The following is a 16,205-nucleotide window of genomic DNA, read 5'->3' on the forward strand; positions in this document are numbered from 1 at the left end:
TATCGAGACGACAGCCGGAGGGGCGACCGCATGGGGCGGCGTCAGCGATCGGCCAACAGGAAGAGAACCCAATGGCTCTGTACGAGCATGTGTTCCTTGCGCGCCAGGATCTGGCACAGGCGCAAGTGGACGCTCTGGCGGAAACCGCCACCAAGATCATCGAAGACAACAACGGCAAGGTCGTCAAGACCGAGACCTGGGGTCTTCGCAGCCTCGCCTATCGTATCGCCAAGAACCGCAAGGCGCACTACGTGATGCTCGAGATCGACGCGCCGGCCGGCGTGGTCGCCGAGCTGGAGCGCCAGACGCAGATCAACGAAGACGTGATCCGCTACATGACCGTCAAGGTTGACGGCCACGAGGCAGGTCCCTCGGTGATGATGCGCAAGGGCGACCGCGAGCGTCGCGGCCGTCGTGACCGCGATGGCAACTTCGAAGGCGAATAAGGAGCGTATAGACCATGGCACGACCCTTTTTCCGCCGCCGCAAGAGCTGCCCCTTCTCCGCGAAGGATGCGCCCCGGATCGACTATAAGGACGTCCGCCTGCTGCAGGGCTTCGTCTCCGAGCGCGGCAAGATCGTCCCCTCGCGCATCACTTCGGTGAGCGCGAAGAAGCAGCGCGAGCTGGCCCAGGCCATCAAGCGCGCTCGTCACCTGGGCCTGCTGCCCTACATCGTTAAGTAAGGAGCGGATCCATGGACGTCATTCTGCTGGAGCGCGTTGAGAAGCTCGGCCACATCGGCGACGTGGTGAAGGTGAAGGACGGCTTTGCCCGTAACTTCCTCCTGCCGCGCAAGAAGGCGCTGCGCGCCAACGAAGCCAACCGCAAGGTCTTCGAAGCCAACCGTGAGCGCATCGAAGCCGAGAACGCGACCCGTCGCGTTGAGGCCGAGAAGGAATCGAAGACGCTCGAGGGCGTTTCGGTGACCCTGATCCGCCAGGCGTCGAACGTCGGCCAGCTGTACGGCTCGGTCGCGGTGCGCGACCTGGTCGACGTGCTGACCGCCGATGGCCACAAGGTCAACAAGGCGCAGATCGTGCTCGACCGTCCGATCAAGGCGATCGGCGTGTACGAAGTGCGCGTCGCGCTGCACCCGGAAGTCGCGGTGACCATCAAGGTCAATGTCGCACGTTCGCCGGAAGAAGCCGAGATGCAGGCGCAGGGCGTCGACGTCACGGCGGCGATGTTCGAGCGTGACGAGACCGGCTTCACCGAGGATTACGATCCCAACGCCGAGCCGGGCGAGATCGCGACCGAAGCCCCCGCCGCTGAAGAAGAAGCGCAGGGCTGAGTCGAACGACTCTACCAACAAGGCAAAGGGCCGTACCGAGCGATCGGTGCGGCCCTTTCTTTTTGGCGCTAGGGGAAACGCGCCACACCTGTCCTGAAATCCGCCGGAAACCGGCCTGGTTGCCCTTCGATTCCGCTAGTGCGCGAAAATCCGCAGGCGTACCGCGTGGCACCCCGAATCGGTCGGGGCACGGAGACCTGCAAGTGGAGCAGCAAGCGAGCGACGGGCTTGATCCCGCGCATCCGCATCAGGAAAAATTCACCGCGCTGGCGATCGGGGCGATCGGCGTGGTTTTCGGCGACATCGGAACGTCGCCGCTCTATTCGTTGAAAGAGAGTTTCATCGGCCACCACCGGTTGGCCCTGGATCCGGCGCACATCTACGGGGTGCTGTCGCTGATCTTCTGGACGATGACCTCGATCGTCACGATCAAGTACGTCGCACTCATCCTGCGCGCCGACAACAAGGGCGAAGGCGGCAGCCTAGCGCTGCTCGCGCTGATCACCCGGAAGATGGGCGACACGCACTGGCGGGTCGCGATCGTCATGACGGGCGTGATCGCCACCGCGCTTTTCTATGGCGACGCGATCATCACGCCCGCGATCTCGGTGCTGTCGGCGGTCGAGGGCCTCACCACGGTCGAGGCCGGGTTCACGCCGCTGGTGCTGCCGGTGACGGTGGCGATCCTCGTCGCGCTGTTCGCGATCCAGGCACGCGGCACCGCCGCCGTGGGCAAGCTCTTCGGACCGGTGATGCTGGTCTATTTCGCGGTGATCGCAATCCTCGGCGTTCGCGGGATCATCGCCGCGCCAGAAATCCTGTGGGCGCTCAACCCCTGGTGTGCGGTCAAGTTCTTCCTGCTCGACCCTACCCTCGCCTTCCTGGCGCTGGGCTCGGTGGTGCTGGCGGTGACCGGCGCCGAAGCGCTCTATGCCGATATGGGCCATTTCGGCCGTCGCGCGATCATGGTGTCGTGGCTCTATGTCGCCTTTCCGTGCCTGATGCTCAACTATCTGGGCCAGTCGGCGCTGATCCTGCGCAACCCGGCGATGATCGAGAACCCCTTCTTCCTGATGGCGCCGGACTGGGCGCGCCTGCCGCTGGTCATCCTCGCGACGATGGCGACGGTGATCGCCAGCCAGGCCGTGATCTCGGGCGCTTTCTCGGTCTCGCAACAGGCGGTCCAGCTCGGCTTCCTGCCGCGGCTGCGTATCCTCCACACCAGCGCCAAGGCCGCCGGACAGATCTACATCCCGCTGGTCAATTGGGGCCTGCTGGTGATGGTGGTGCTGCTGGCGCTCGGCTTTCGGAGCTCCAGCAATCTCGCCTCGGCCTATGGCATTGCCGTGACCGGCACGATGTTCATCACCGCCTGCATGCTGGGCGTGCTGACCTTCGCGGTTTGGAAGTGGAACAAGCTGCTCGCCGGCTTGGTGACAGGCAGCTTCCTGCTGATCGACGGCGCATACTTCGCCTCGAACATCACCAAGATCCCGGATGGCGGCTGGTTTCCGCTGCTCGTCGCCGCGGTGGCGTTCCTGATCCTGACCACCTGGTCGCGCGGGCGCCGGCTGGTGCTGGATCGGTTGCAGGAAGGTGCGATGCCAATCGCGCTGTTCATCCGCTCGGCAGCGCAGACCGCCACGCGGGTGAAGGGCACCGCGGTGTTCCTCACCTCGACGCCCGACAGCATCCCTCCCGCCCTGCTCCACAACCTCAAGCACAACAAGGTGCTGCACGAGCGGATCGTGCTGCTCACCGTCGCGATCGAGCCGGTGCCGCACGTCCGCGGCGCCGAGTGCAGGACGATGGAGCCGCTGGGCGACGGCTTCTTCCGCGTCGTCCTCCACTATGGCTTCATGGACGAGGTGGACGTGCCGCTGGCGCTTGCCGCGATCCAGGATTGCGGCGCGCCGTTCCGGCCGATGGAGACCAGCTACTTCCTCGCCCGGCAGACGCTGCTGCCTTCGTCGCGGCCCGGCATGGCGATCTGGCGTGAGAAGCTGTTCGCCTGGATGGTGCGCAATGCCGAAAGCGCGATGGAGTTCTTCAAGCTTCCCACCAACCGCGTGGTCGAGCTCGGCAGCCAGCTCGAAATCTGAGCAAAAAAATGGGGCGGCTTCCGCATGGGAAGCCGCCCCAGGCCTTCGGGGTGTGCCCGTTCTTAGCCGGCGAGAACCGCGGTCTTGCCGCTGGCGCCCTGGACATCGACCGGCGACCCGCCCGCGCGGCGGCGCTGCAGCCAGTCCTTGAGCAGTTCGGCGCAGCTGTGATCGACCGCGTCGAGCCGCGACACGTCGAGCAGCACCGACTTGCCGCCCGGCACCGACTCCAGCCGATCCGAAAGCTTGGGCAGCGTAATGAAGGTCGCCGAGCCCGCCAGTGCGATCCGGTGTTCGCCCGCTTCCTCCTGCTGGTCGACCTTGAGGCCGAGGCGACGGAGGTTGGGCACCAGTTCGAGCAGCGAGAGCGCGATGCCGACTAGCACGCCGGTCAGCAGGTCCTCGGTAACGACGAGCAGGCAGGTCACCGCCCAGATCGCCGCTGGCAGCAGGCCGTACTGCGCGAATAGGTGGCGGACATGCTTGAGGTTGACCAGCTTGGCGCCGGTCACGACCAGCACCGCACCCAGCGCCGCCATCGGGATCTCGCGCAGCAGCCAGGGCAGCAGCGCGACGAACCCGAGTATCCAGGCGCCGTGCAGGATCGCCGAGAGCCGCGTCTGCGCTCCGGCCTGGACGTTGGCCGAGCTGCGGACAATCACGCCCGTCATCGGCAGCGCGCCGGCGACGCCGCACAGCAGGTTGCCGATGCCCTGCGCGCGCAGTTCCTTGTTGTAGTTGGTCCGGACGCCGTCATGCATGCGATCGACCGCGGCGGCCGAGAGCAGCGTCTCGGCACTGGCGATGAAGGCAAGCGCGATGGCGGCGGTGATGACGCTCGGGTCCATCCACTTGGCCAGGAAGCCGTTCTCCGGCAGCGCGATCGCCGAGACGATGTTCGACGGCACGGTGACACGGGTCACGTCCAGCCCGAGGCTGAACGCGACGAGGGTCGCCGCGACCACGCCGACCAACGCGCCGGGGACGAGCTTGACGGCGGCAGGCTTGAACTTGTCCCACCCCAGCATCGTCACGATGGTCAGCAGGCCAAGGCCCAGCGCCATTTCGGCAGCGGCCAGATCGGTCGACAGGCCGAGCACGCGGCCCGGCATCGCCGCCAGATTGGCAAGGCCGCTAGACAGCGGCTTGGCATCGAACAGCACGTGATACTGGCCGACCACGATCAGGATGCCGATGCCGGCCAGCATGCCGTGCACCACGGCGGGCGAAATCGCCCGGAACCAGCCGCCGACGCGCAGCACGCCCGCAACCACCTGGATGGCGCCGGCGAGGATCAGGATCGGGCCGAGCGCGGACAGGCCCTGCTCGCGCACCAGCTCGAAGACGATGACGGCGAGGCCCGCCGCCGGGCCGCTCACCTGGAGCGGCGATCCGGCGAGCAGACCCACGACCAGGCCGCCGATGATGCCGGTGACCAGGCCTTTCTCGGGCGGCACGCCCGAGGCGATGGCGATGCCCATGCACAGCGGCATCGCCACGAGGAACACGACGATCGACGCCGTGAAGTCGCGCACGAAGCTCTTGGGCTTCGGTGCTTCCGCGACCGTGCTCATTCGGCTGCCTCCGCATAGGCGACGTCGCGTGCGAGCCGCTGGCCGGCCGGCAGCGCCACCGGCATCGGGCGATCCTCGCGGATCGGCACGAAGCGACCGGTCTCGCCGTCGAGGCCGAGCACCATCCCGGCGCCGATATCGACGAACCAGCCGTGCAGCGCGATCTCGCCGCGCGCGATGCCGGCTGCCACCGATGGGTGGGTGCGCAGATGGGCGAGCTGGACCACGACATTCTCGAGCGCGGCAGTGCGCACGGCGTCGGCACCTTCCAGATTGTCATAGCCGCCGTCGACCACGCATTTGGCGGCGTGGCTGTGGCGCAGCCAGGCAGTGACGTTCGGCATGCCTTCCAGCATTTCCGGGTTCATCAGCGCCTTCATCGCACCGCAATCCGAATGGCCGCAAACGATGATGTCGCGCACGCCGAGCGCCGCGACCGCATATTCGACGGTCGAGGACACGCCGCCATTCTGGGTGGCGAAGGGCGGCACGATGTTGCCGGCGTTGCGGCAGACGAACAGGTCGCCCGGGTTTGCCTGGATGATCTGCTCCGGCACCACACGCGAGTCGGCGCAGGAGATCATCAGCGCCTTCGGGCTCTGCCCGTGGGTGGCGAGCTTGGAATAGAGGGCGTGCTGGTTCGGGAAGACCTGCTTCTCGAAATCGACGACGCGTCCGATCACTTCGTTCACGGCTTGCTCCTGTAACAGACCCGCGGCGCGGGCATCTCTTCAGGAATGCAAACTACCGGTCGCCATTTGCTGCATCGCGGCGCGTTCGTAAGAAAACGTTGCTAAGCCGTTGGCCCGCCGCGCGGGAGGAGGATTTCGGCGCAGAGCCCCCCGCCCTCGCGATTGGCGAGACGGAAGCTGCCGCCCTCGGCTTCGGCTGCGCGCGCGACGATCGACAAGCCGAGCCCGAATCCCACGGTATCGCGCGAGCGTGCCGCATCGAGCCTAACGAAGGGCTGCATCACGCGCTGAAGATCCTCCTCGGGGATGCCGGGCCCCTTGTCCTCGACGCGGACCGCAACCGCACCGTCGACCGGCACCAGCCGGATGCAGCACTGGCCGGCATAATGGACGGCGTTGTCGACGAGGTTGTTGAGCGCGCGCTTGAGCATCAGCGGCCGCAGGACATGCTCGAGATGGTCCGGCCCGTCATATTCCACGTCGCGGCCGTGATCGGCATTGTCGTCGGCGATCGTCGCGCACAGCACCGCGAGGTCGACGCGCGCGGGCGTCTCCTTGTCCCCCTCGCCGCCGAGAAAGGCGAGCAGCGACGAGATCATTGCCTCCATCTCGGTGATGTCGGTCTCTACAGCGGCATGCACGTCCGGGTCCGCAATCGCATCGGCGCGCAGCCGCAGCCGGGCCAGCGGCGTCCGCATGTCGTGGCCCACGGCTGCAAGCGCCTGGGTACGATCGGCGATCAGCCGCTGGATGCGCTCCTGCATGCGGTTGAACGCGCTGATCACCCGGCGCAGTTCCTTGGGGCCCGCTTCCTCGACTTCGAGAATGGTTCCGGTGCCGAAGCGATCGGCCGCCACCGCCAGCCGTCGCATCGGCAGCAGCATGCGCCGCAGCAGGATGCCGCTGATCAGGATCAGCGCCAGCGCCGGTGCGAGCGCCAGCAGGATCCGCGACAGGCCAAGATCGGCGGCATGGACATGCTCGCGCGTCCGGAAATACATCCAGCTGCCGTCGGGCATCGGCACCGCGCCGACGATCAGTGCTTTGCTCCCCTGCGAGGTGAGCCGCAGCCGCAGCCCATTGGAGGCGAGCGTAGGCTCCCACAGGACGACCTGCTCGTACAGGCGATCGAGGTCGGGCTGCTCTCGCAGGCCGCTTGGCAACTGCGGCATCCACCGCACTTCGTAGCGCGAGGTGGTGAATTCGAGCGCAAGCTGCTCGCGCCGGGCGGGCGGCTGCTCGGCGAGCAGCTTGCGCGCGATCACCAGATGCTCGGCGAGACGCCGCGCCTCGTCGTCGCGCACCGCGAACTGGCTGGCGCGCTCGTAGAGCATGGTCGAGACGGCGAATTCGATCAGGATGGTCAGCAGCAGGATCGCGAAGACCTGCCCGATCAGCCCGGAGGGACGCTTGAGAAACGCCCTCAACTGCGCGTCACGGGCACGTTGAGCGTGTAGCCGATGCCGCGCACGGTGACGATCGGGGCCTGGTGGCCGGCATCGGAAAGCTTGCGCCGCAGCCGGCTGACCAGCACGTCGATACTGCGGTCGGAGCTATCCCCCAGCCTGGTGCGCGAGAGTTCGATCAGCCGCTCGCGCGAGATCACCCGGCCCGAATGGTCGCACAGGGTGACGAGCAGGTCGAACTCGGCGCCGGTGAGATCTACCACCGCACCGGTCGGCGAGAGCAGCTCGCGGCGCGGCAGGTTGACCGTCCAGCCGTCGAACTGGATCTCGCCCTTGGGTCGCTCGGCGGTGTCGCGCTCGCCTGCACCCCGGCGGAGCACCGCGCGTACGCGGGCCACCAGTTCGCGCGTGCCGAACGGCTTGGGGAGATAATCGTCGGCGCCCAGCTCGAGCCCGACGACCCGGTCGGTCTCGCTGCCCTTGGCCGAGATGAAGATGATCGGCACCGAGCTCTTCTGGCGGATCGCGCGGCAGAGATCGATGCCGCTGGTGCCGGGCAGCATCACGTCGAGCAGCACCAGGTCCACCGGCCCCTGCTCCAGCGCCAGCCACATCTCCGGCGCCGAGGAGGCGGGGCGCACCGTATAGCCGTTTTCCTGGAGCGCGCGGGCGGTCAGCGTGCGCAGCTGGGGATCGTCCTCGACCAGTACGATCGTGGGAAGGCTCAGCGGGGGTTCACCTGCATACATCGCCAGAAACCTAGGCACGGCGATCCGGAGGGTCAACGTCGCCCCGCCGCATCGCAGCGTGACGGGGGTCACGTACGGCGCGTTTCGACAGCGATACAAGGCGCCATATCGTGGGGAAATTATTATGCAGATGCCGCGCCTCCATCGTTCCGTCCTGCCCGGTCGCATGCGTGCGAATCGCGGCGCCCTGGCGGCCATCGAGCTCGAAGGCCTGAGCCGGGACATGACCCCTGCACGGGACGATTCGGCCTTCGGCCCCCGCCATCTGCTTGCCGCCCTGGACGGGCTTTCTGCGGCAGTGATAGAGGCGACAGGCAGCTGGGCGTTCCTCACCGCCGAGCGGATCCAGCTGATCGATGCGGCGCACAAGCTTGCCTGGCTGCTGGTTCGCGTGAACCGCAGCGAAGCCGTGATCGCGCGCGCGCCGGACCTTGCCGGCACCACCCGCGCGATCGCCTCCGCCACCTACAAGCTTCGCGCGGTGCAGGAACTGGGCGATGGCGCCGATGCGATCCAGCCGCTGTTCGACCTGATCGTGCGCATCGACCAGCTGCTGCCGCGCACCGCCCAGCTCTACCAATAAGCACTGCGGCGCTGGCATATCGCCGGCAGCGCGGCTAGAGGGTCCGCGAAGGTTCTACCTTCGAACCCATGCCGGTGCCCGCTTGCGGGCGAGAAGGGAATGCGGTGCGGGCACCTCGGTGCCCAAGGCCGCAGCTGCCCCTGCAACTGTATGCGGCGAGCGGCCGGGCAATGGCCATTGGGAGCGATCCCGAGAAGGCGCCCGAACCGCGGTGACCCGCAAGCCAGGAGACCTGCCGGCACGGGGTCGCTCACGCCTGGTCCAGGGTGCGGCCACGGCGCGGAATCCTCCGTTCGAGCGACGAGAAGCTGCCGGGCGCGCATTGGCGCGGCCGGTCGAATGTCATTGCGGGAACGGGGCCACGGACGTGCACATCAATTCTTCTCTCAAGCGCAGCGCAGGCGCGGCATGATCGATCTGTCGAGCGTCGCCGCCTTCGATCGCGCGCTGGCCTCGCTGCCGGCCCCCGACCCCGCCGCCGCCGATGCTGCGCAGGACCGCCAGCAGCAACTCACCAAGCCGCCGGGCTCGCTGGGGCGGCTGGAGGACCTCGCCATCTTCCTAGCCGGCTGGCAGGGCCGCGAGCGCCCGTCGATGGATGCGGCGCGCGGGGTGATCTTCGCCGGCAACCACGGCGTGGCCGCGCAGGGCGTCAGCGCCTTTCCGCCTGAGGTAACCGCGCAGATGGTCGCCAATTTCGCGGCAGGCGGCGCGGCGATCAACGCGTTGACCGGCGCCATCGGAATGCGGTTGGATGTGGTCTCGCTCGACCTCGACCGACCCACCCGCGACTTCACCACCGGCCCGGCGATGGACGAGGCCGAATGCATCGATGCGCTCCAGCGAGGCGCCGCGGTGGTGACGACCGATACCGATCTGCTGCTGCTCGGCGAAATGGGGATTGCCAACTCGACAGCGGCGGCGGCGCTGTGCCTGCGCAGCTTCGGGGGGACGCCGGCGGACTGGGCCGGTCCCGGCACCGGGCTTGACGCGCACGGCGTCGGCCACAAGGGCGCGGTGATCGCCCGCGCGATCAAGGTCCATGCCGAGGCAGCCCATACGCCATTCGAGACGCTCCGGCGGCTCGGCGGTCGCGAACTGGCGGCCATCGCCGGGGCGGTGCTCGCCGCGCGCCACGCGGGCGTGCCGGTGCTGCTCGACGGCTTCATCTGCTGCGCGTCCATCGCGCCGCTGGCTGCCGTGGCGCCGGGAATTGTCGACCATTGCATCGCCGGCCATTGCTCGGCCGAGCCGGGCCATGCGCGGCTGCTAGCGCAGCTGGGGCTGGAGCCGCTGCTGCGGCTCGACATGCGGCTGGGCGAAGGCAGCGGCGCGGCAGTGGCGGCGGCGGTGCTGCGTTCGGCGCTGGCCGCGCATAACGGCATGGCGACCTTTGCCGAAGCGGGCGTCGCCGGCGGCGCATGAGCGGCATCGTCGTCCACCTGCTACGCCACGGCATTACCGAGGCCGAGGGCCGGCTGATCGGCCGCACCGACGCGCAGCCGCTCGCCGCGGGCGTGGCGCTATGCGTTGCGCGTGCGGCGGGGCTGGCGGTGGAGGCAGTGATCAGCTCGGACCGGGCACGTAGCGCGATCCCTGCGCAAGAGATCGCCGCCGCCATGTCCCTTGACGCTGCCGAAGACCCTCGCTGGCGTGAGCTCGATTTCGGCGCGTGGGACGGGCTTGCGTTCGACGCGATCGACGCCGAGGCGCTCGCCGCGTTCCAGGCAGATCCGGCGCATCATGCACCCACAGGCGGGGAAGCATGGCCGGCGCTCGTCGCGCGCGTCGCCGATGCGCTCGGCACGATCGATCGCCCGACGCTCGTCGTTACCCATGGCGGTGCGATGCGCGCGGCGCTCGCCAGCCTGTGCGCCCTCGACTTTCCCCAACTCTGGAACATCGCTTTGCCCCATGCCGCGCTGCTGAGCCTGCGCGTCTGGCCCGGCACCCCGCGCGTCGGCCAGATCATCGGACTCGTGACATGAAAGAATTCGTCCTCGCCCTCCAGTTCCTGACGCGCCTGCCGCTGCCCGCGGTTAAGGCCGACGACGCGACTTTCGCCCGATCGATGCGCTGGTTCCCCGCGGCCGGGCTGGTCGTCGGGCTGGTGCTGTTCGTCGGGCTGTGGCTGGGCAATTTACTCGATCCCTGGACGGGCGCGCTGTTCGGGCTGGCGGCGTGGGTGGGCATCACCGGCGCGCTGCACCTTGACGGTCTCGCCGATCTCGCCGATGCGAGCGGCGCGCTGCACAAGGGGCGTGAGCGGCTGCGCGAGGTGCTCGCCGACCCGCATGTCGGCAGCTTCGGCGTGGTGGCGATCGCGCTGCAACTGCTCGCCAAGCTGGTGCTGCTCCACGCATTGCTGGCGAGCCCCGGCTGGTGGACCATCCTGTTCGTGCCCGCCGCCGCCCGCTTCGGCCCGCTGGTGTGGACCCGCTGGCTGCCGCCGCTGCACGAGGGGCTGGCCAGCCGCTTCCGAAGCGCCGTGCGCCCCGCCGATCTGATCGTCTGGCTGGTGCTGCTCGCCTTTGCCGCCGCGCTGGCGGCACCGGCGTTGCTCGCCGCACCACTGCTGATCGCCGCCTGGGGCTGGCGGATCCAGCGCCTGCTCGGCGGTATTTCGGGCGACGGACACGGCGCCGGCATCGAGCTGGTCGAGACCGGCCTGTTGCTGGCGCTGGTGATCGCGCCGCATCTCCTGTGAGCGATCCGCTGCTCCACCATGGCGGCAACCTCGCCGCCGCCCGCGCGCGGTACGGCGACGGGCCCTGGCTCGACCTGTCGACCGGGATCAACCCGGTGCCCTGGCCGGTTCCCGCCGATCTCGACATCGACCTGGGCCCATTGCCCGATCCATCGCTGGTGGCCGATCTCGAAGCGGCGGCGGCAGCCCATTTCGGCGTAGCCCCGGACCATGTCTGCGCGGTTCCGGGGAGTGAAATGGGACTGCGGCTGCTGGAGCCGGTGCTGGGCGGCCGCGCCTGCCATCATGTGCCGGGCTACCGCACGCATGGCGCAGCCTTCGCCGACAGCCTGCCATTGTCTGCCGACAGCCCGGTCCCGGGCGACGCAGCGCTGCTCCTCGCGAACCCGAACAACCCCTGCGGCACCCTGCGCGACCTGGTGGCGCTGGAGACTCTGCTGGAAGAGCGCACCGCCGCGGGCGGCTGGCTGATCGTGGACGAAGCCTTTGCCGATGCGCACCCGGAGGCGAGCATCGCACCGCTGGTGGACGATGCACGCAAGCTAATCGTGTTTCGCTCCTTCGGCAAGTTCTTCGGGCTGGCCGGCGTCCGGCTGGGCTTCGTCCTTGCGCCCCGTCCCATCCTCGCCCGCTACCGCGCCCTCCTCGGCGACTGGCCGATTGACGCCACCGCGCTGGCGATCGGTACCCGTGCCTATCACGACCGGGCGTGGATCGAGGCGACGCGCACGTCGCTCGCGGCTCGGGCCTCGACCTTCGACGGCCTGCTCGAAGCGCACAGGCTCGTGCCCGAGGGGAAGTCGCCGCTGTTCCGGCTCGTCTCCTACCCCGACGCCGTAGCGCTCTTCGCGCGGCTGGCTTGCGCACACATCCTCGTCCGGCCATTCGACTACGCCCCGCACTGGCTGCGCTTCGGCGTCCCCGCCAACACGGCGGCACTGGACCGTATCGACCGGGCGCTCCGCCATGGCTGAGCCGGTTGCGCTCGCCGCGCTGGCGCTCGAGGCGGCGATCGGCTGGCCGGCCTGGCTCTATGCGCGGATCGGCCATCCGGTCAGCGGCTTCGCGCGGCTGATCGCGACGTGCGAGCATCGCTGGAACCGACCAGAGGCTTCGGCGCAGCGTCGCCGGCTGTTCGGCATCGTGACGGTCTTGCTTCTCCTGCTGGTGGTCATCGCTGCCGGTCTCACGATCGAAGCCGTGGCGGCGCATTCCTCCTTCGGCTGGCTGGTGCTCGTCGTCGCCGCGTTCCCGGGGCTCGCCCAGCATAGCCTCTACGTCCATGTCCGCCCCGTTGCCGCAGCATTGGTGCGCGGCGACCTGGCAGCAGCGCGCACGGCAGTCGGCTATATCGTCGGCCGCGATACTGCACGGCTCGACACCCCAGGCGTTGCCCGGGCCGCGATCGAAAGTCTCGCCGAGAGCTTCTGCGACGGTATCGTCGCGCCGCTGTTCTGGCTGCTCGTCGCCGGGCTGCCCGGTCTGTGGGCGTACAAGGCGATCAACACCGCCGACAGCCTGATCGGCCACCGCGAGCCCCGCTGGCGCGCCTTTGGCTGGGCGGCGGCGCGCACCGACGACCTGTTCAACCTGGTGCCCGCACGTCTGTCGGGCATGTTGCTCTGCATCGCTGGCGGCCGCGGCTGGCGGACGCTGTGGCGCGACGCACGCAAGCATGCCTCGCCCAATGCCGGGTGGCCCGAAGCGGCGATGGCCGGCGCGCTCGGGCTGCGGCTGGCGGGGCCGATCGCCTATGACGGCGTGGTGGCCGAAAAGCCGTGGATCGGCGACGGCCGCACCGAGACGACTGCGCACGACATCCGCCGCGCGCTCGCCCTCTATGTCCGGGCCTGCGGGCTGCTATGGATCGTTGCCGGAGGGGTCGCATGGCTGCGCTGATGCTGCAGGGTACCGGGTCGGACGTCGGCAAGTCGGTACTGGTCGCCGGCCTATGTCGGGCGCTGATCAACCGTGGCCTGCGCGTCCGACCCTTCAAGCCGCAGAACATGTCGAACAACGCCGCGGTGACCGAGGACGGCGGCGAGATCGGCCGTGCCCAGGCGCTCCAGGCGCTCGCCTGCCGGGTGCCGCCGCATACCGACATGAACCCGGTGCTGCTCAAGCCCCAGGCCGATCGCACCTCGCAACTGGTGGTCCATGGCAAGGTGCGCGGCACGCTCCATGCCGGCAACTATCGCGAGGCGCGCAAGGCGCTGCTCGGCGAGGTGCTGACCAGCTACCGCCGCCTGGCCGCCGATTGCGACCTGGTATTGGTGGAAGGCGCCGGCTCGCCCGCCGAGATCAACCTGCGCGCCGGCGACATCGCCAATATGGGTTTCGCGCGCGCCGCGAACGTGCCCGTGATCCTGGTGGGCGACATCGATCGCGGCGGGGTGATCGCAGCGGTGGTCGGCACCCGCGCGGTGCTCGATCCCGAGGATGCCGCGATGATCCGTGGCTTCATGATCAACAAGTTCAGGGGCGATCCTGCGCTTTTCTCTGATGGCTATGCGCAGATCGAAGAACGTTCCGGCTGGCGCGGCTATGGCCTGATCCCGTGGCTGCGCGACGCATCGCGGCTGCCGAGCGAGGATGCGGTGGTGCTCGAACGCGGCGCTAAGGCGGAAGGCGGACGCATGCTGATCGCCTGCCCGATGCTGCCCCGCATTGCCAATTTCGACGATCTCGATCCGCTCAAGCTCGAACCCGGCGTCACGCTGGCGATGATCCCGCCGGGCAAGCCGCTGCCAGGGGATGCGGCACTGGTGATCCTGCCGGGCTCCAAGGCGACGATCGCCGATCTCGCGGCTTTCCGCGAACAAGGCTGGGACGTCGACCTGCTCGCCCATCATCGCCGCGGTGGCGCGATCCTCGGGATCTGCGGCGGCTATCAGATGCTCGGCCGCACCATCGCCGATCCGCACGGGATAGAAGGACCTGCAGGCCGTGCCTCCGGGCTCGGTCTGCTCGACGTGGAGACCGAACTCACCCGCGAGAAGGCGCTGCGCCCGGCACAGGGTACCGCGCTCGGCGCCGAGATCCGTGGGTACGAGATGCACATGGGCGTGACCACGGGTCCGGACACCGCCCAGTCCTTCGCGATGCTCGACACCGGGCCGGACGGTGCCATCGCCCAGGACGGTCGCGTGCTAGGCACCTATCTGCACGGCCTGTTCGCCAGCACCGAGCTGCGCCGCGCCCTGCTGGCGCGGATCGGCATCGCCTCGACCGGGATCGACTATGCCGCCTCGGTGGATACCGCGCTCGATGCAATCGCGGCCGAGCTCGAAACCCATGTCGACATGCCCGCGCTGATCGCGCTCGCCCAGGAAGCATCCGCATGACCAGCCTGTTCGTCCTCGGCGGCGCCCGCTCGGGCAAGAGCCGCTATGCTCAGGCCCGCGCCGAGTCGCTCCCCGGTGACCTGCTCTACATCGCCACTGCGCAAGCGTTCGACGAGGAGATGGAAGAGCGCATCGCCCACCATCAGGCCGATCGCGGCCTACGCTGGTCGACGCTGGACGTACCACTCGATCTGCCCGCCGCGATCCTGGCCAATGCGGCGCCGGGCCGCGTGCTGCTGGTCGACTGTCTGACGCTGTGGACCTCGAACCTGATGTTCGCCGAGCGCGACCTCGATGCGGAGACGGAGGCGCTTGCCACCGCCGTGACGCAGGCCAGCGGTCCGGTAATTCTCGTCGCCAACGAAGTCGGCCTCGGCATCGTGCCCGACAATGCCCTCGCCCGCCGTTTCCGCGACGCCGCCGGGCGGATCAACCAGGCGATCGCTGCGGCAACGGACGAAGTGCAGTTCATCGCCGCCGGGCTCCCGCTCCGGCTGAAATAGGCGGCAGTTGACGGATCGGCGGCAGCGCACGACGCTGGGGCACCTATCTGGGAGCCTTGTCGATGAAGCCGATCCTCGCCCTGCCCTTGCTGCTCGCGCTCGCGCCGGACGAGGATGTCACGCCCGTCGATCGCCTCGCCCACGAGCAGATGCTGGTGCTCGACACCCATCTCGACACGCCCGAACTGTTCGAGCATCCCGGCTGGGACTTTGCCCGCTGGCATGATCGCGCGTTCGACGGCAGCCAGGTCGACATCCCCCGCATGGAGCAGGGCGGGCTCGATGGCGGGTTCTTCGTCATCTACACGCCGCAGGGCCCGCTGACGCCGGCAGGCTATGCCGCCGCGCGCAACGCCGCGCTCACCCGCGCCACCTGGATCCAGCGCGTCGTCGCCGCGCATCCGGACAAGCTCGAACTGGCGACCACGCCCGCCGATGCCCGCCGTATCGCCGCCAGCGGCAAGCGCGTCGTCTTCCAGAGCATCGAGAACAGCTACCCTCTGGGCGAAGACCTGAGCCTGCTCGCCCATTTCCACGATCTCGGCGTGCGGCTCGCAGGCCCCGTGCACTTCCGCAACAATCAGTTCGCCGACAGCGCCACGGACAAGCGCAGATGGCACGGCTTCAGCCCGCTCGGGCGGCAATGGGTAGCGGAGATGAACCGGCTGGGCATGGTGATCGACGTCAGCCATGCCTCGGACGACGTGTTCGACCAGGCGCTGGCGCTGTCGAAGACGCCGATCATCGCCTCGCATTCCGGCCCCAAGGCGATCTTCGATCATCCGCGCAACCTCGACGATGCGCGGATGCGCAAGCTGGCGGCGGCGGGCGGGGTGCTGCAGATCAACAGCGTCTATCTCGCGCCCTCGGCGTCGGTACCCGGCGGCGAGTCGATCGGGGAGCGGCAGCGGCGCTGGTGGGTGCTCCCGTCCCCCGAGCAGCGCAAGCTAGTCGCCGACATCGCCGCGCTCGGGCCGATCGGGGGCACCGCCGATTTCGAGCTGTTCATGCGGAGCCTGCTCCACGCCATTCAGGTGATGGGCGTCGACCATGTCGGCATCGGCGCGGACTGGGACGGCGGCGGCGGCGTGCGCGGCATGGAGGACATCACCGCCCTTCCCCGCATCTCCGCCCGGCTGCGCAAGGCGGGCTATAGCGATGCCGATATCGACAAGATCTGGAGCGGCAACGCGCTGCGCGTGCTGCAGGCCGCCGAGGACTGGGCCGCGGCCCATCGCGGGTAAAGAAGCTT

17 protein-coding genes and 1 riboswitch are annotated in these 16,205 nt (G+C 68.6%); of the genes, 13 read left to right on the plus strand and 4 right to left on the minus strand.

Translation table 11 applies throughout. The features are described from left to right. The first annotated feature begins 71 nt into the window (after window positions 1-71). The 4 genes from rpsF to ABIC35_RS05785 all read left to right on the plus strand — a co-directional run bounded on the left by rpsF (window position 72) and on the right by ABIC35_RS05785 (window position 3,395). A complete protein-coding gene (rpsF, locus tag ABIC35_RS05770; protein ID WP_066716733.1) occupies window positions 72-446 on the plus strand; it encodes a 30S ribosomal protein S6 in 375 nt (124 codons plus the stop codon). 14 nt (window positions 447-460) lie between these two features. Beyond that, window positions 461-685 (plus strand): 30S ribosomal protein S18, encoded by a 225-nt coding sequence (gene rpsR / locus ABIC35_RS05775; RefSeq protein WP_010543816.1) that lies wholly within the window; start codon window positions 461-463, stop codon window positions 683-685. Window positions 686-696: 11 nt separating this feature from the next. Continuing rightward, on the plus strand, window positions 697-1,293 hold the full coding sequence (rplI, locus tag ABIC35_RS05780) for a 50S ribosomal protein L9 (protein WP_121077452.1): 597 nt from the start codon (window positions 697-699) through the stop codon (window positions 1,291-1,293). A gap of 203 nt (window positions 1,294-1,496) precedes the next feature. After that, window positions 1,497-3,395, plus strand: a complete 1,899-nt coding sequence (locus ABIC35_RS05785) for a potassium transporter Kup (protein ID WP_121077454.1) — start codon at window positions 1,497-1,499, stop codon at window positions 3,393-3,395. Between the two features lie 62 nt (window positions 3,396-3,457). Here the strand turns inward: ABIC35_RS05785 and ABIC35_RS05790 are convergent, their stop codons facing one another. The 4 genes from ABIC35_RS05790 to ABIC35_RS05805 all read right to left on the minus strand — a co-directional run bounded on the left by ABIC35_RS05790 (window position 3,458) and on the right by ABIC35_RS05805 (window position 7,795). After that, window positions 3,458-4,969, minus strand: coding sequence for a SulP family inorganic anion transporter (locus tag ABIC35_RS05790; RefSeq protein WP_121077456.1), 1,512 nt, complete (start codon window positions 4,967-4,969; stop codon window positions 3,458-3,460). Then, window positions 4,966-5,661 carry a carbonic anhydrase gene (locus ABIC35_RS05795; RefSeq protein ID WP_121077458.1) on the minus strand — a complete coding sequence of 232 codons (696 nt, stop codon included), beginning with the start codon at window positions 5,659-5,661 and terminating at the stop codon, window positions 4,966-4,968. The genes ABIC35_RS05790 and ABIC35_RS05795 overlap by 4 nt, the downstream gene beginning before the upstream one ends. Before the next feature lie 101 nt (window positions 5,662-5,762). After that, window positions 5,763-7,088 (minus strand): ATP-binding protein, encoded by a 1,326-nt coding sequence (locus tag ABIC35_RS05800; protein WP_121077461.1) that lies wholly within the window; start codon window positions 7,086-7,088, stop codon window positions 5,763-5,765. Beyond that, complete coding sequence (locus ABIC35_RS05805) at window positions 7,085-7,795, minus strand: response regulator transcription factor (RefSeq protein ID WP_121079427.1); 711 nt, start codon at window positions 7,793-7,795, stop codon at window positions 7,085-7,087. Before ABIC35_RS05805 ends, ABIC35_RS05800 begins: the two co-directional genes overlap by 4 nt. A 244-nt stretch (window positions 7,796-8,039) precedes the next feature. Here ABIC35_RS05805 and ABIC35_RS05810 point away from each other — a divergent pair, with 244 nt between their 5' ends. From ABIC35_RS05810 to ABIC35_RS05850, 9 genes are all read left to right on the plus strand, one after another. Beyond that, on the plus strand, window positions 8,040-8,399 hold the full coding sequence (locus ABIC35_RS05810) for a hypothetical protein (RefSeq protein WP_220667353.1): 360 nt from the start codon (window positions 8,040-8,042) through the stop codon (window positions 8,397-8,399). A 55-nt stretch (window positions 8,400-8,454) separates the two neighbouring features. Next, a riboswitch (cobalamin riboswitch) is annotated at window positions 8,455-8,653 on the plus strand. 154 nt (window positions 8,654-8,807) lie between these two features. After that, window positions 8,808-9,824 carry a nicotinate-nucleotide--dimethylbenzimidazole phosphoribosyltransferase gene (gene cobT / locus ABIC35_RS05815; protein WP_121077464.1) on the plus strand — a complete coding sequence of 339 codons (1,017 nt, stop codon included), beginning with the start codon at window positions 8,808-8,810 and terminating at the stop codon, window positions 9,822-9,824. Beyond that, window positions 9,821-10,387: a histidine phosphatase family protein gene (locus ABIC35_RS05820; RefSeq protein ID WP_121077466.1), complete on the plus strand. Its 567-nt coding sequence runs from the start codon at window positions 9,821-9,823 to the stop codon at window positions 10,385-10,387. The genes cobT and ABIC35_RS05820 overlap by 4 nt, the downstream gene beginning before the upstream one ends. Next, window positions 10,384-11,106, plus strand: coding sequence for an adenosylcobinamide-GDP ribazoletransferase (gene cobS, locus ABIC35_RS05825; protein ID WP_121077468.1), 723 nt, complete (start codon window positions 10,384-10,386; stop codon window positions 11,104-11,106). Before ABIC35_RS05820 ends, cobS begins: the two co-directional genes overlap by 4 nt. Then, entirely contained in the window at window positions 11,103-12,080 is a 978-nt protein-coding gene (locus tag ABIC35_RS05830) for a threonine-phosphate decarboxylase (protein WP_121077470.1), read from the plus strand. Before cobS ends, ABIC35_RS05830 begins: the two co-directional genes overlap by 4 nt. Next, a complete protein-coding gene (cbiB, locus tag ABIC35_RS05835; protein ID WP_121077472.1) occupies window positions 12,073-13,005 on the plus strand; it encodes an adenosylcobinamide-phosphate synthase CbiB in 933 nt (310 codons plus the stop codon). The genes ABIC35_RS05830 and cbiB overlap by 8 nt, the downstream gene beginning before the upstream one ends. Continuing rightward, window positions 12,993-14,450, plus strand: coding sequence for a cobyric acid synthase (locus tag ABIC35_RS05840; RefSeq protein WP_121077474.1), 1,458 nt, complete (start codon window positions 12,993-12,995; stop codon window positions 14,448-14,450). Before cbiB ends, ABIC35_RS05840 begins: the two co-directional genes overlap by 13 nt. Next, window positions 14,447-14,953, plus strand: coding sequence for a bifunctional adenosylcobinamide kinase/adenosylcobinamide-phosphate guanylyltransferase (gene cobU / locus ABIC35_RS05845; RefSeq protein WP_121077476.1), 507 nt, complete (start codon window positions 14,447-14,449; stop codon window positions 14,951-14,953). Before ABIC35_RS05840 ends, cobU begins: the two co-directional genes overlap by 4 nt. 62 nt (window positions 14,954-15,015) lie before the next feature. After that, window positions 15,016-16,197, plus strand: a complete 1,182-nt coding sequence (locus ABIC35_RS05850) for a dipeptidase (protein WP_121077478.1) — start codon at window positions 15,016-15,018, stop codon at window positions 16,195-16,197. Window positions 16,198-16,205: the final 8 nt, after the last annotated feature.

Source organism: Sphingomonas trueperi (assembly GCF_040545965.1).
Taxonomy (GTDB): domain Bacteria; phylum Pseudomonadota; class Alphaproteobacteria; order Sphingomonadales; family Sphingomonadaceae; genus Sphingomonas; species Sphingomonas trueperi_C.

Coding starts and splice junctions, on each gene's coding strand:
- rpsF (WP_066716733.1), top strand. CDS start 72: ATGGCTCTGTACGAGCATGTGTTCCTTGCGCGCCAGGATCTGGCACAG.
- rpsR (WP_010543816.1), top strand. CDS start 461: ATGGCACGACCCTTTTTCCGCCGCCGCAAGAGCTGCCCCTTCTCCGCG.
- rplI (WP_121077452.1), top strand. CDS start 697: ATGGACGTCATTCTGCTGGAGCGCGTTGAGAAGCTCGGCCACATCGGC.
- ABIC35_RS05790 (WP_121077456.1), bottom strand. CDS start 4,969: ATGAGCACGGTCGCGGAAGCACCGAAGCCCAAGAGCTTCGTGCGCGAC.
- ABIC35_RS05810 (WP_220667353.1), top strand. CDS start 8,040: ATGACCCCTGCACGGGACGATTCGGCCTTCGGCCCCCGCCATCTGCTT.
- cobT (WP_121077464.1), top strand. CDS start 8,808: ATGATCGATCTGTCGAGCGTCGCCGCCTTCGATCGCGCGCTGGCCTCG.
- ABIC35_RS05820 (WP_121077466.1), top strand. CDS start 9,821: ATGAGCGGCATCGTCGTCCACCTGCTACGCCACGGCATTACCGAGGCC.
- cobS (WP_121077468.1), top strand. CDS start 10,384: ATGAAAGAATTCGTCCTCGCCCTCCAGTTCCTGACGCGCCTGCCGCTG.
- cbiB (WP_121077472.1), top strand. CDS start 12,073: ATGGCTGAGCCGGTTGCGCTCGCCGCGCTGGCGCTCGAGGCGGCGATC.
- ABIC35_RS05840 (WP_121077474.1), top strand. CDS start 12,993: ATGGCTGCGCTGATGCTGCAGGGTACCGGGTCGGACGTCGGCAAGTCG.
- cobU (WP_121077476.1), top strand. CDS start 14,447: ATGACCAGCCTGTTCGTCCTCGGCGGCGCCCGCTCGGGCAAGAGCCGC.
- ABIC35_RS05850 (WP_121077478.1), top strand. CDS start 15,016: ATGAAGCCGATCCTCGCCCTGCCCTTGCTGCTCGCGCTCGCGCCGGAC.